Here is a 12,882-nt window from a genome sequence, read left to right on the forward strand (position 1 = left end):
AAACATCCTATTTGAATTATTAATAAAATGCAAACCCTAAGAAATCATGCAGTAATTTCCTGATTAGGCTTGAATTTATTCCAGAGCAATCCCAGAATAATGGCAACTGAAATCCAAAAGGAAGATACAGCTAAAACTGAAACTGCTCGAAAGCCCTCAACAAGTTCCATGGGGGCAGTTATTGGATCAGGATTGTCAGGCATTGCAACAAACACAGCTCCAATAAAAATAGCATAACCAGCTAATGAGATGAATTTCTTTTTACTTTCAAATTTTTTGGACAATTTGTAAAATCCAACAGTTGCAAATCCAGATATTGCAATAAAAGACAGATACAAGATTGCACGTAAAACTACAGTCTCAGTATCTCCAACAGTTGGAGGGTTTGCAGGATATTTCAAGAAAGGGATGAAATACAACGTAAGCCACATTATGCCAGCTAAAACAAGTGCTTTTTTGACATTACTTTTACCTGGAAGTGAATGTCTTGACAATGCAAAAACAATTCCAAACAGTGCACCAACAGAAGTACCAAGTATAACACCTGCAAGTAATTGACCGCTCTTTTGCCATGTTCTATAGCCTTCGTATTCTACCCAAAATTCCAACGTATCCTCTTCTTCGCCAGACGCAAACAAGTTTTGGTTCTCAATCCCAATTGCTTCATCAAGATAGGGTTCAACAATTGCAAGATTCACGCTACCATGGATAAATCCTGCAAGTGCGCCTGACACTAAAACAATGATTAGAAAAAGAGATGTTTTCATGATATTAACTCCTAATGGCAGGGAAATCCTGCTGCATGTCTCATATCATGAGTAAGTTCATGAATGTACAAATCCTCAAAGGCTTGTTCACCATAAACTAAGCTAAAGACATGTCCCTGATCAAATCCAACTACAAACAAACCTGCAGCAAATACCACAGCTAAGGCAATAATTGCAATAGTTGGAACTCCTTTCTTAGAGACCGTTATTTGTCTTGATTCAGACATATTGGTTGGCATCAAGAGTTTGTATTTAAGTTCTTGGACAATTTATCCAATTAATAAACATAGAATAACATCATATTTTAAGATGTTATTTCTCAAAATGACAGACAATCCTTTATCATCAATTTTGATCGATATAAGACCAAGAAATGGAAGATACCCAAGCAAAAAAAATATCATCGATTATTGAAAATGCATTGATTAAGGAATATGGAGTAAATGGATACAGAACCATAATCAACACCATGAAAAATGAATCGGGAAAAACGCCAGAAAAAATATTATCAGATTATGACACATTTGAACATCTATCTCAAAGAGTATTTGGAAGAGAAGGAGAAAAAATAATAGAAATCATAAAAGAAAAAATTTCAAAACAAGAAATAAACAGATTCATTTCAAAAGAACCAAAAAATAAAAAAATCAAGTTGCTTATTGCAGAAGACGAACCACATATTTTAGAAATTTACAAAGAATGGCTAAAATTTGAAAACAAAGAAGTTGTTACAGCGTCGGATGGACAAAAATGTCTGGAAATATACAAAAAAGAACACAATTATGCTAAAGAAAATAATCTGCCAGAATATTTTGATGTTGTAATTTTAGATCACGTAATGCCAAAAATGACAGGAGTTCAAGTTGCACAAGAAATTTTGAAAATAAATTCAAATCAGAGAATTATATTTGCATCAGGACAGATACAAAAAATTCTTTCAGAATCAATATCCAGATTAAATAAGGTGGTAGAAATGATTCAAAAACCATTTTCAATTGAAGCCTTGGATGATATGATTAACAACAAAACGTTGTTAGATAAAATAGAACAAAAAAACATTAATCAAGTAGAAAAGTCTTCGTTTGAAAAATATAATGAAGCAATGCTGATTTTGCAGAATTTTTTTTAAAAATAAATTAAACATTATTGAATTTATATACAAAAAGAAGAAAAATGTAATGTGAAAAAAAATATCGAGACATTACAAAACATTGTTTCACGAAAAGGTTCAAGTAAAATTTTAACATTTAGCATCCCCCATGTTTTCAAAGCATTACAAATGCTATCAAGAGATAGATTCGTAAGCAGAGCAACATTTTGTAAGGAAATTCATCTAGGTGAAGGGGCAGTCAAAACTTTGATTTCCCATCTAAAAGAAGCTCAAATGGTAGAGTCTACAAAATCAGGCACCTTTCTGACAAACAAGGGGAAAAAATTTATTGCAGATATTCAAAAGGTCATGTGCAATGAATGTGTCATTAAAAAATCAGATTTTCTTTCTGGAAAATTTAACCATGCTGTTCTATTAAAAAAATATTCAAAGGCCATCAAAACAGGACTGGAGCAAAGAGATTATGCAATTTTGTATGGTTCTTCAGGCTGTACCACTATTTTGTTTAAAAACAATCATTTTGTTTTTCCAGATGAAAAAGATTGTTTTTCAAACGAACCCTCAATAAAAAACACTCTCCAAAAAGAGTTATCGCCAGAAGAAGAAGACGTGATCATAATTTCATCATCGGATGATCCATTTGTTGCAGAAATATCTGCAAAAAACTCTGCATTATGGACACTTGCAACAACGTAGACAAACTATTTACTTGAATTAGGAATCTAAGATTCGTTGACAAAGATCTTTTTGGTAATTCCAGTAATAGTAGGAATTATCGTAGGAGGGTTCATTACATTTTATCCACAAGAAGAACGACAAGACACACTGTTAACAAAATCAAAATTAATTGAAGGAGGGTCTCCAATTCTTGGAAGTCCATCTGCACCAATAACAATTTTAGAATGGGGAGATTATCAATGCACGTTTTGTTACAAATTTCACGATACAACATTAAAAATCATTGAAGAAGAATATATCAAAACAGGCAAAGTAAAACTTGTTTTCAAAGATTTCCCACTAAATGGTCCCGATTCTGTATTGGCTGCAGAAGCAGCATATTGTGCAAATGATCAAAGAAAGTATTGGGAATACCATGATGAGACATACAAGAATTGGGCAGGAGAAAGAACAGGCTGGATTACAAGGGACTCATTAGAAAAATTTGCCATGACTGTGAATTTGGATTTGAATAAATTCAACAACTGCATGGACTCGCACACATACAAAGAAAAGGTAAATCAACTCTATGATTTTGGACAAGAAGTTGGAATTGATGCTACGCCTTCATTTTTGGTTTTCAATGATGAAAAAATTATTAAAATTCGCGGAAATCAACCATTAGAAGTTTTTCTAAAAACTTTTGATGAATTATAGTTTTTAGTATTTTTTGAAAATGAATCAACCAAACTTAATATGCGTATTACAAGGAGAAGCCAACAATGGGTAAGATCGAGATTGAAAAGCAAGATTCTGTTAAGCTTTACAAAATTAGAAAAATTCTTGATGAGTTGTCCCAAAAATCAGGAAGAGGAACCGAGCTTATCAGCGTATACATACCTAAAGGAAAACAATTGCACGAAATCATAGGTACCCTACAGCAAGAACAAGGAACAGCTGATAACATCAAATCAGATCTTACCAGAAGCCACGTGGTAGATTCACTTGGAAAAGTTGTTCAGAGACTAAAACTATACAAAAAAACACCAGAACGTGGACTAGTAATGTTTTGTGGAGCATTGCCACCTGAAGGCGGAGGTCCATTGGGAAGTGAAGTTGTTCAGGTATGGGAAATTGATCCTCCAAAAGACTTGAATCAATATCTGTATAGATGCGATGATCATTTTCATGTCGACATTCTAAAAGACATGTTAAAAGATGACAACCTAATCGGATTCTTGGCAATTGATGCAAAAGATGCAGGATGGGGATTATTACATGGTGATAAGATCGAGGTTCTAGCACAAACAGGTTCAGGTGTTGCTGGAAAACACAGACAAGGAGGACAGTCTGCTAAAAGATTCCAAAAACTAAGAGAGATGGAATTATCATACTACTATAACAGAGTGGCTGAAACTACAAGAGAATACTTTATCGATATTTATCCAATCAAAGGATTAGTAATTTCTGGACCAGGTCCAACAAAAGAAGATTTCATTAATGGTAATTATCTAGAATACCGTCTTCAAAATATGATCATTGCAACAATTGATTCATCGTATTCAGGAGCAGAAGGAATCAGAGAGGCATTTGCAAAAGCAGGGGACATTCTGTCAGATTTTAGGATGGTTGAAGAAAAGAAACTTGTTGAAGATTTATTCAAAGAAATCAATGGTCGTACCGGATTAGGCACATATGGATTAAAAGAGGTGATTGAACTTCTCAAAAATAATGTCGTCAAAACCTTACTGATAACAGACAATACAAACTTGCATAGAATAGAGGGAAAATGTAAGAGATGTCAAAACATTCAAGAAGAAATTGTAGAAAGGCCTGAAGTCATTCCAAAAAAGACAGAGTTTGCAAACAATCCGTGCCCGGGTTGTAAGTCAATGGAAGTAGAAGCAAACGAACAAGACATAGTGGATTATCTGGAATTGCTTGCAGCACAAACTGGAACCCAACTTGAAGTAATTTCAGGAACAGCAGAACATGGAGTTATGTTATCCAGTCTAGGAAGCGTTGGTGCAATTTTAAGATACAATCCAGGCCACACTAAATAATATCTTTGATTTTTTTAGCAAGTTCAGATAATTCAGCATCATCAGATATTGCACGTTTTGTCCAAATTGTTCCCTTGTGATTATATCTAGGAATAATATGCACATGTACATGTGGGATTATTTGTTTTGCAGCTCTACCATTATTTTGTCCTAAACTAAATGCATCTGCACCTGTCACAGAAATAACGGCATTTGCAATTTTTGGTACAAGTGAAAACATATCCCCTACAGAATCGGAATCCATGTCAGTGATTCTTTCATGATGTTCTTTTGGAATGACTAAACTATGCCCGATGTCTATTGGGTACTTGTCCAAAATTGCAATATGTTTTTCATCCTCATAAATAATATGCCCATTTCGTTTTCCAGATAAAATTTCACAAAATATACAAGCCATATCAAACCAGCAATTTTTGATTTTATTTATTGTTTCATCGAACAGTTAATTAGGGCAATTTCAGAAATTTTTGTATCTCATGGGACGAAAAGAAAGAAGAGAACGTGAACAAAAAAGAGATAATTTTGCCTCTAAGCGTTCTGCAGAAAAACGAAAGCAGACACTCATTGCAGCGGGTGTTTTAGGCGTAATTGCAGTAATCGTAGGGTATTCTGCATTTTTGTTTGCAAATATGAGTGACACAGCAGTTCCAGGAGGGCCTGAAAACGCAGGAGCATTAGGCAGTGAACATTCACATGCTGCAATTTTGGTTAAGATATTTGGAGATAAATTTGACTTTTCAGCACCAGCATATCAAATCAAATCAAGCTGGATTCATTTTGAAGGAAGAGACGGTACTACTGTTCACAAACATGCAACAGGAGTAACACTAGGATATCTGTTTGAGACATTAGGATTAGGACTTGATGATCAATGCTTTATCTTCCAAGATGGGAGAGAGTTTTGCACTAATGAGGACTATTCGCTAAAGTTCTATGTTAACGGAGAGCAATTGCCAGACATTAGGCCATTGGAGATTCAAGAAGGAGACAGAATATTGATTTCATATGGTGCAGAAACTCCCGAAGAGATTGAAGGTCAATTATTAGAATTAGAAAACCAAGAAATCATCAAATAGAGTTCAAGAATCTTTTGCAGTAAACTGTGCAGAATTATCAAAGAACATGTAATATCCACACCTAGTGCATCGTAATACCGTCAATGGTGTGGTAAGAAATTCTTTGTCTTGAAATCTACCAGATAGTTTGACATCTTCTCCCGCAATCTCTGCTTTATTTCCCTGACATACTGGACAGTGTAATTCTTTTTGTTCCATATGTTTCGAACAAATCGTTGAAATTTAAACGCTCTACAATACTGAATAAGTGTCGATAATTTCAACAAAGTCTAAATTATAGCAATTTTGAATTTAGTATTATGGAAATTTCTAGCAGAAATGTTGTTGAAGGAACATCTCGTGCACCCCATAGAGCAATGTACAAGGCTATGGGATTAACAGATAACGATTTAGGCAAACCATTCATCGGTGTTTGTCATACAGGAAATGAGGCGACACCTTGTAACATTCATCTTCCAAGACTAGCCCTAAGAGCAAAAGAAGGAGTAATTGACGGAGGTGCAACACCAAGAGAGTTTTCCACTATTGCAGTTAGTGACGGAATTGCAATGGGTCATGAAGGGATGAAATCATCATTGATCTCTCGTGAAGTTATTGCAGATTCAATTGAATTAATGGTAAGAGCGCATCAATATGATGCACTTGTAGGTATTGCAGGATGTGACAAAAGCTTACCTGGAACCATGATGGCAATGGCACGACTGAATTTGCCGTCGGTTTTTGTTTATGGAGGAACAATCATGCCAGGCATGTTAGATGGAAAAGAGCTTACAGTAGTAGATGTCTATGAGGCAGTAGGGGCATATGATGCAGGACAGTTATCACTAGAGGCTTTGAAAAATATCGAAAACACAGCATGTCCAAATGCTGGTTCCTGTGGAGGAATGTTTACAGCAAATACCATGGCATCAATTTCAGAAGCAATCGGACTTGCATTACCAGGAAGTGCCAGCCCACCTGCTGAAGACGACAGAAGAGAGAAAATGGTTTATGATACAGGAGTAGCATGTGTAAAATTACTAGAGCAAAATATCAAACCAAGTGATATTTTGACATTTGAAGCATTTGAAAACGCAATTACAATGCTAAATGCAGTCGGAGGATCAACAAATGGAATATTGCATTTATTGGCATTATCAAACGAAGTTGGGATAAAACTAACTTATGACGATTTTGAAAGAGTTAGAAAAAAGACACCACATCTTGCAGATATGAAACCTGGAGGTAGTTACGTGATGAATTCTCTTGACAAAATCGGAGGAATTCCATTTGTTCTAAAAAAATTATCAGATAAAGGACTAATTCACGATAATTGTATGACAGTTACTGGAAAAACAATTCGACAGAATCTTGAATCTATGAATATAACAGAACCAGAACAGCAAATTGTAAAATCAGTTGAAGACCCATTGCATTCTGTTGGAACAGCAGTAGTTTTGAAAGGAAGTCTAGCACCAGATGGAGCAGTAATCAAAACAGCAGGAGTAGAAATGACAAAATTTACTGGAAAAGCACGCGTGTTTGACAGAGAAGAATATGCATTTGATGCAGTTTCAAAAGGAGAGATTGACGAAGGACATGTAGTAGTTATCAGATACGAGGGGCCCAAAGGAGGTCCAGGCATGAGAGAAATGCTGGCAACAACTGCAGCTCTTGTAGGTCAAGGATTAGGTAAGAAAGTAGCAATGGTTACAGACGGAAGGTTTTCTGGAGGAACAAGAGGATTTATGGTAGGACACGTTGCACCAGAAGCATATGTAGGTGGACCAATTGCGCTTGTAAAAGACGATGATGAAATTACAATAGATACTGAAACTAACATTATTGATCTTCATGTTTTACCAGAAGAATTAGAAAATAGAAGAAAACAATGGAGTCCTCCAAAACCAAACTATACAACAGGTGCACTTGCAAAATTTGCAACGCTTGTAGGTTCTGCAGCTGAAGGCGCCATCACTAAACCTAATCTATAAATCCATTGTAGATTATTTTGAAGTAAGAATAATGATCAAGGTAATTCCAATTGTTTTACTTCTATTGCTTGGAAATTTTGCTGTAAACACGTTTGGAGACATCCCTCCCCCATTAAAACAAACAGGAATTGATCCACACAATACGAAATGTAAATCACATTTGACATTGATTTTCAAAATTGGATGGATTCCTGCATGTGTTAAAGAAGAAAGTGTGGAAAAACTAATTCAAAGAGGATGGGCAGAGGATCACAATCCAACACATACAAAAATTATTACAAATAGCGGATTGATATTTGCAACGTTGCAAGGCGAAGATAAAATTGTTGAAATTAACTCCATGAAAAAATTTGATGCAGGAGAAAAAATGACATATGTTTCAACAAACATGGATGCAAGCATGGTAGCTGCAACAAGCAGTAAAGAAAATTCAATATTTGTATATGAAGCACATTCTGGAGAACTTTTGTCAAAAATTAGCGTAGGAGATACGCCAAAAGGTTTGAAATTTGACCCAACAGGAAATTTGATTTTTGTGGCAAATGAAGGTGCAGGTACGATTAGCGTAATTGATGTTCTTAGGCATACAGTGGTAAAAGAAATCAAGGTAGGAACAATGCCACACAACATAGTTTTCACACAAAATGGGATTACAGCATACGTTACATTACAAGGTCAAGACGAGATTGTGGAAATTGACGTTGATTCCTTAACAGTAGTTGACAGGTTTTCTGTTGGAAAAATGCCCCACAATTTAGACATAACACCAGATGCAAAACACATTCTAGTCACAAACATCGGAACAAATGATGTTTCAGTAATAGATCTGAACGAAAAAGAGATTATCAAAAACATACCAGTAACTAAAGGACATCATGGGATTGATATACCACAGTCAGGAAACAGGATATTTGTCTCAGGAATAGCAGAAGACAAGATCAGTGTGATTGATTCAGGGAATTTTGAGGTAATTGAAGAAATCACAGTAGGGGCAGGACCACATGGGTTAAGAACCAATACAGAAGGAACACTATTGTATGTTGCAGTAGTAAATGATAATCACATAGTAGTGATAGATACGGAGACTCTTTTGATCAAACACAGAATAGATGTTGGAGAAAAACCATTTTGGGTAACGGTACCAGCAAACCCTTAAAATTTTAACCTGTCAAAATCAATCTTTTCTTGTTCATTGATGTAAATTTTCAAAAGTTCCTTCCATGCTTTCTGAAGATCAGTTGAGAATTTTTTGAAACCCGATTGACTTGATAAAGATACTTTGTTTTGTGGGTTGTAAGTCACATCATTTAGAGAAACACAATGTACAGCATCATTTCTAACCTCAAAGAGTCTGGACATGCCACGTGTAAATTCAGGTCCAAAAACTTTCCAATCAAGAAACGTCCTAATTTTTCTGTTAATTGGAACAAGGTTCAGCAGATACAGCAATTCTGTGCTGTCTCGCTCATTTGAAACGCCAACAATTCGTAAACGAATTATCTCATCAAACAAAAATGCCATCTTTGAGAATGCTGATAATACACTGTCCCTGTTTTTTGATATCTTTAGCTTAGAATCAAATCCTTTTTTGACAACACCATTATTAACAAAGTAATGCTTTTCATTGTCAATTAGATATAGACGAATTTTTAACGGATGTTTTTTTCCTTTAATCTTTCTCAAATATTGTGAAACACTCAACATGCACTAAAAAAAGCCATAATCAATTAAGGATTTGGGAAATTCTCAGACATGATCAATTTGTTCACAAGGTTTATAGATCATCGATCAGTAATTCAGTCAGAGATAACAGGTAAAAATTACAATTTCCCCTTGAAAATTACTGTTATCTACTAAAGGCAGATTCACATTCGTTGTACCCACATGATGTTTGAGCAGATACAAATCATTACCATTTGACCCTATAGTTATGGAACTATGGGGTTTGAAGTCTTAAGATGCAGGAGAAATCAATGGTGTACAATGTAATTCAGACAAAAATTAACAGTTTATTTTATTATTAAAACAGGACATTTGGATGTCTGACTTACGGAGTTACTTACACTTCCCAGAAAGATTCGTTTGACTTTTGATTGGCCATGAGAACCAATTACAATTAGATCAATTTTTCGGGATTTAGCAAAATCTACAATTTGTTTTGAGATGGATTTTGTTTCAACTATATGTATGGAAAGTGAAATATTAGAATTTTTGGCAATTTTCTCTAGGTTTGAAAGAGATTTTTTTGCAAAAATCCTAGCATCGTTAATTATTTTTTTATTAGTTCTTTTGTCAATATACCAAGCACCTAAATTTTCTTTTTCTAAACATGTAATAATTTTAATTTTGGCATCATGCATTATTGCTATTTTTAAGGCTGCATTAAATGCCTTAACTGAGAAAGATGAACCATCAAAAGGAACCAGAATATTTGAGAACGCCATATCACTTCACAACCATCACAGGTATTTTTGATTGTTGAGAAACGGCATTTGCAACACTGCCCAAGATCATCTTGTTAAGTCCAGTCCTGCCATGAGAACCAATTACAATTAGATCATACTTGTGTGAATTCACATAGTCAAGAATTGCTTTTGAAACAGAATTATTCTGAAGAATTTTTAAGGAAAGCAAAATGTCTTTTTTCTTGGCAGTTGCCTGCAATTTCGAGAAAATATTATTTAGTATTTTAGTTTCCTTATCTAACAAATCTTTGCTATACTTCATTGAAAACCCTATAGATGGTTGATAAATTCCTGTAAGTACAGTTACAATGGTAATTTGACTTTTTGGTTCTGCGATGTCCAGTGCACTTTTGAAAGCCCTGTTGGAGAATCCTGATGAATCGTATGCTACCAAAATGTTTTTGAAATTCAACATTAAAGGTAAAGTAAACTTGCTTATTAATTCAATTCACAATATCATGTTTAGTAGAGGGCTCATAACAACCATTCCAATAAACCTAAGGCAAAAAATCATTGGTTCAAATTACACAAAAAATCATTATTCAAAACTGACTCTATACACTCCAATCATAAAAGAGAACAACGTTTAATGTCAGTTATGATAACAACACAATTACTCAAATAGTACAGTGCAGTAAATAATGCCTGTCAGAAATTGAACTAAAAATCGAAGAGATGCCACAGGCCTATGTTGGTAAGGGAATGGCTATCGTTGATCCAAAAATAATTGAAGAGAATAACTGGAAACCGGGACAAATTCTAGAACTGTCTGCAAATAAAAAAAGTCATGTAAAACTATGGTCTGGATTTCCAGAAGATTATGACAGTAAAACTATTCGTATAGATGGTCTCACCAGATACAATATAGGGGCAAGTATTGGTGAGAATCTTTCCATTAATGCAGTTGAGGGAGTAGAAGCAGAACAAATTGTGTTGTCCCCTATTGAAAAGATTCATGCCGAGGGGTTACATGAGTACATGTCTTCACTTTATCAAGGCCATGTTTTCACCACAGGTGACACAGTAATAGTCAATACTCAAATGGGAAGTAAGATTCAGCTTGTGGTAACTAGCACAAAACCCGCAAAGCCTGTTTTTGTAACCGATGATACAATATTCAAGTTAGGCAACATTACAAAATTAGATGATCCTTCCATACCAAGAATTACCTATGACGAGTTGGGCGGATTAAAAAATGAGATTCTAAAGATACGTGAAATGGTAGAGTTGCCAATGAGACATCCAGAATTGTTTGAGAAAATAGGCATATCCTCACCTAAAGGTGTCTTGTTGTATGGCCCTCCCGGAACAGGAAAAACATTACTTGCAAAGGCAGTTGCAGGTGAGACAAATTCCCACTTTACATCACTTAGCGGTCCAGAAATCATGGCAAAGCATTATGGTGAAAGCGAGGAAAAACTACGAGAAATTTTTACACAGGCTGAGGAGAACGCTCCTAGCATTATATTCATTGATGAAATTGATTCAATTGCTCCAAAAAGAGAGGAGGTTTCAGGAGAATTGGAAAAACGGATTGTATCACAATTACTGACCCTGATGGATGGAATGAAATCTCGAGGAAAAGTTGTAGTTATTGCTGCAACTAATAGACCAGATAGCATAGATCCTGCACTACGAAGACCAGGCAGATTTGACAGAGAGATTGAAATCGGAATTCCTGATGAAGAGGGAAGATTAGAAATTTTAAACATCCACACACGTGGAATGCCTCTAGACAAAAATGTGGTTCTAGAAAAAATTTCTAAAATAACTCACGGATTTGTGGGGGCTGACCTGGAAGTTCTGTGTAAGGAGGCAGCAATGAGATCCCTTAGAAGAATTTTACCTGAGATTAATTTGGAAGAAGAAAAAGTTTCAAAGGAAGTACTGCAAAAAATAATGATAACTAGTGAAGATTTTACTGATGCGTTAAAAGAAGTCAGGCCTTCTGCATTAAGGGAAGTTCTAGTTCAGATTCCAAATGTAAGTTGGGATGATGTAGGGGGGCTGGACAAACTAAAGGAAGAACTTCGTGAAGCAATAGAATGGCCATTAAAATACAAAGAGGCTTTTGAATATGCGCATATAAAACCGCCAAAGGGAGTACTGCTTTACGGTCCTCCGGGAACAGGAAAAACACTAATTGCAAAGGCAGTTGCGACAACAACTGAATCCAATTTTATCAGCATCAAGGGTCCTGAACTGCTATCCAAATGGGTTGGTGAATCTGAAAAGGGAGTAAGAGAAATTTTCAGAAAAGCACGTATGGCTGCCCCATGCATAATTTTCTTTGATGAAATAGATGCGCTTGTTCCAAAAAGAGGAAGCGGTAATTCAGATTCACATGTCACAGAAAATGTCGTCTCCCAAATTCTAACTGAGATAGATGGGTTGGAGGAGCTCAATAACGTATTGATAATTGGTGCAACAAACAGGCGGGACATTGTGGATCCTGCACTACTTAGGCCTGGCAGATTTGATAGGGTAATAGAAGTTCCAAACCCTGATGTTGCAGGAATAGAAATGATTCTCAAGATTCACACCAAAGACAAACCACTTGCAGAGGATGTCAATCTAAAGACCCTGGCAGAAATGTCAAAGGGATTCAGTGGGGCAGAAATTGAAGAGGTGTGCAATCGTGGAGCACTCTTGGGAGTTAAGAGATTTGTGGAAAACAAGGAAAAAGACGTAAAGTCTATCAAAATAACTCAAAAGGATCTAGAATACTCAATAAACGAAATAAAGAAGACAAAATCTTCATCCTGAATTA

Annotated in this window: 15 protein-coding genes; 8 read left to right on the plus strand and 7 right to left on the minus strand. The window is 35.5% G+C overall.

Annotated features, from left to right (window positions below):
• Window positions 1-44 precede the first annotated feature (44 nt).
• Both NsoK4_RS04385 and NsoK4_RS04390 read right to left on the minus strand, forming a co-directional pair.
• Window positions 45-767 carry a CbtA family protein gene (locus NsoK4_RS04385; RefSeq protein WP_211688526.1) on the minus strand — a complete coding sequence of 241 codons (723 nt, stop codon included), beginning with the start codon at window positions 765-767 and terminating at the stop codon, window positions 45-47.
• Between the two features lie 11 nt (window positions 768-778).
• Window positions 779-994 carry a CbtB domain-containing protein gene (locus NsoK4_RS04390; RefSeq protein ID WP_211688528.1) on the minus strand — a complete coding sequence of 72 codons (216 nt, stop codon included), beginning with the start codon at window positions 992-994 and terminating at the stop codon, window positions 779-781.
• Between the two features lie 146 nt (window positions 995-1,140).
• On the opposite strand from NsoK4_RS04390, the gene NsoK4_RS04395 reads away from it, so the two are divergent.
• The 4 genes from NsoK4_RS04395 (at window position 1,141) to prf1 (ending at window position 4,598) form a co-directional block, all read left to right on the plus strand.
• The gene (locus tag NsoK4_RS04395) at window positions 1,141-1,896 is read left to right on the plus strand and encodes a response regulator (protein ID WP_249111165.1); all 756 of its coding nucleotides are present in this window, start codon (window positions 1,141-1,143) and stop codon (window positions 1,894-1,896) included.
• A gap of 51 nt (window positions 1,897-1,947) precedes the next feature.
• A complete protein-coding gene (locus tag NsoK4_RS04400) occupies window positions 1,948-2,574 on the plus strand; it encodes a DUF4443 domain-containing protein (RefSeq protein ID WP_211688530.1) in 627 nt (208 codons plus the stop codon).
• 36 nt (window positions 2,575-2,610) lie between these two features.
• Window positions 2,611-3,252, plus strand: coding sequence for a thioredoxin domain-containing protein (locus NsoK4_RS04405; protein ID WP_211688532.1), 642 nt, complete (start codon window positions 2,611-2,613; stop codon window positions 3,250-3,252).
• Window positions 3,253-3,317: 65 nt separating this feature from the next.
• Window positions 3,318-4,598 (plus strand): peptide chain release factor aRF-1, encoded by a 1,281-nt coding sequence (gene prf1 / locus NsoK4_RS04410; protein ID WP_211688534.1) that lies wholly within the window; start codon window positions 3,318-3,320, stop codon window positions 4,596-4,598.
• Here prf1 and NsoK4_RS04415 read toward each other — a convergent pair.
• Window positions 4,591-4,995, minus strand: coding sequence for an HIT family protein (locus tag NsoK4_RS04415; protein ID WP_211688536.1), 405 nt, complete (start codon window positions 4,993-4,995; stop codon window positions 4,591-4,593). The two genes, prf1 and NsoK4_RS04415, sit on opposite strands and share 8 nt — an antisense overlap.
• A 79-nt stretch (window positions 4,996-5,074) precedes the next feature.
• Here NsoK4_RS04415 and NsoK4_RS04420 point away from each other — a divergent pair, with 79 nt between their 5' ends.
• Complete coding sequence (locus tag NsoK4_RS04420) at window positions 5,075-5,674, plus strand: protein-disulfide isomerase (RefSeq protein ID WP_211688538.1); 600 nt, start codon at window positions 5,075-5,077, stop codon at window positions 5,672-5,674.
• Between the two features lie 3 nt (window positions 5,675-5,677).
• Here NsoK4_RS04420 and NsoK4_RS04425 read toward each other — a convergent pair whose 3' ends face one another.
• Complete coding sequence (locus NsoK4_RS04425) at window positions 5,678-5,872, minus strand: hypothetical protein (RefSeq protein ID WP_211688540.1); 195 nt, start codon at window positions 5,870-5,872, stop codon at window positions 5,678-5,680.
• A gap of 101 nt (window positions 5,873-5,973) precedes the next feature.
• Here NsoK4_RS04425 and ilvD point away from each other — a divergent pair, with 101 nt between their 5' ends.
• Both ilvD and NsoK4_RS04435 read left to right on the plus strand, forming a co-directional pair.
• A complete protein-coding gene (gene ilvD / locus NsoK4_RS04430) occupies window positions 5,974-7,647 on the plus strand; it encodes a dihydroxy-acid dehydratase (RefSeq protein ID WP_211688542.1) in 1,674 nt (557 codons plus the stop codon).
• Between the two features lie 31 nt (window positions 7,648-7,678).
• Entirely contained in the window at window positions 7,679-8,803 is a 1,125-nt protein-coding gene (locus tag NsoK4_RS04435; RefSeq protein ID WP_211688544.1) for a YncE family protein, read from the plus strand.
• Here NsoK4_RS04435 and NsoK4_RS04440 read toward each other — a convergent pair.
• The 3 genes from NsoK4_RS04440 to NsoK4_RS04450 all read right to left on the minus strand — a co-directional run bounded on the left by NsoK4_RS04440 (window position 8,800) and on the right by NsoK4_RS04450 (window position 10,527).
• Window positions 8,800-9,351 (minus strand): hypothetical protein, encoded by a 552-nt coding sequence (locus tag NsoK4_RS04440; protein ID WP_249111166.1) that lies wholly within the window; start codon window positions 9,349-9,351, stop codon window positions 8,800-8,802. The genes NsoK4_RS04435 and NsoK4_RS04440 overlap by 4 nt on opposite strands.
• Window positions 9,352-9,656: 305 nt before the next feature.
• Window positions 9,657-10,091: a universal stress protein gene (locus NsoK4_RS04445; RefSeq protein ID WP_211688546.1), complete on the minus strand. Its 435-nt coding sequence runs from the start codon at window positions 10,089-10,091 to the stop codon at window positions 9,657-9,659.
• A 1-nt stretch (window position 10,092) separates the two neighbouring features.
• Entirely contained in the window at window positions 10,093-10,527 is a 435-nt protein-coding gene (locus NsoK4_RS04450) for a universal stress protein (RefSeq protein ID WP_249111167.1), read from the minus strand.
• Between the two features lie 230 nt (window positions 10,528-10,757).
• Between NsoK4_RS04450 and NsoK4_RS04455 the strand changes: the two genes are divergently transcribed.
• The gene (locus NsoK4_RS04455) at window positions 10,758-12,878 is read left to right on the plus strand and encodes a CDC48 family AAA ATPase (RefSeq protein ID WP_211688913.1); all 2,121 of its coding nucleotides are present in this window, start codon (window positions 10,758-10,760) and stop codon (window positions 12,876-12,878) included.
• The last annotated feature ends 4 nt before the right edge of the window (window positions 12,879-12,882 follow it).

It is taken from the genome of Nitrosopumilus sp. K4, from assembly GCF_018128925.1.
Lineage (GTDB): Archaea > Thermoproteota > Nitrososphaeria > Nitrososphaerales > Nitrosopumilaceae > HKST03.

Bases quoted from the DNA above. Each gene is read 5' to 3' on its own strand.
- NsoK4_RS04385 (WP_211688526.1), bottom strand. From the start codon at position 767: ATGAAAACATCTCTTTTTCTAATCATTGTTTTAGTGTCAGGCGCACTT.
- NsoK4_RS04390 (WP_211688528.1), bottom strand. From the start codon at position 994: ATGTCTGAATCAAGACAAATAACGGTCTCTAAGAAAGGAGTTCCAACT.
- NsoK4_RS04395 (WP_249111165.1), top strand. From the start codon at position 1,141: ATGGAAGATACCCAAGCAAAAAAAATATCATCGATTATTGAAAATGCA.
- prf1 (WP_211688534.1), top strand. From the start codon at position 3,318: ATGGGTAAGATCGAGATTGAAAAGCAAGATTCTGTTAAGCTTTACAAA.
- NsoK4_RS04415 (WP_211688536.1), bottom strand. From the start codon at position 4,995: ATGGCTTGTATATTTTGTGAAATTTTATCTGGAAAACGAAATGGGCAT.
- NsoK4_RS04420 (WP_211688538.1), top strand. From the start codon at position 5,075: ATGGGACGAAAAGAAAGAAGAGAACGTGAACAAAAAAGAGATAATTTT.
- NsoK4_RS04425 (WP_211688540.1), bottom strand. From the start codon at position 5,872: ATGGAACAAAAAGAATTACACTGTCCAGTATGTCAGGGAAATAAAGCA.
- ilvD (WP_211688542.1), top strand. From the start codon at position 5,974: ATGGAAATTTCTAGCAGAAATGTTGTTGAAGGAACATCTCGTGCACCC.
- NsoK4_RS04435 (WP_211688544.1), top strand. From the start codon at position 7,679: ATGATCAAGGTAATTCCAATTGTTTTACTTCTATTGCTTGGAAATTTT.
- NsoK4_RS04440 (WP_249111166.1), bottom strand. From the start codon at position 9,351: ATGTTGAGTGTTTCACAATATTTGAGAAAGATTAAAGGAAAAAAACAT.
- NsoK4_RS04445 (WP_211688546.1), bottom strand. From the start codon at position 10,091: ATGGCGTTCTCAAATATTCTGGTTCCTTTTGATGGTTCATCTTTCTCA.
- NsoK4_RS04450 (WP_249111167.1), bottom strand. From the start codon at position 10,527: ATGTTGAATTTCAAAAACATTTTGGTAGCATACGATTCATCAGGATTC.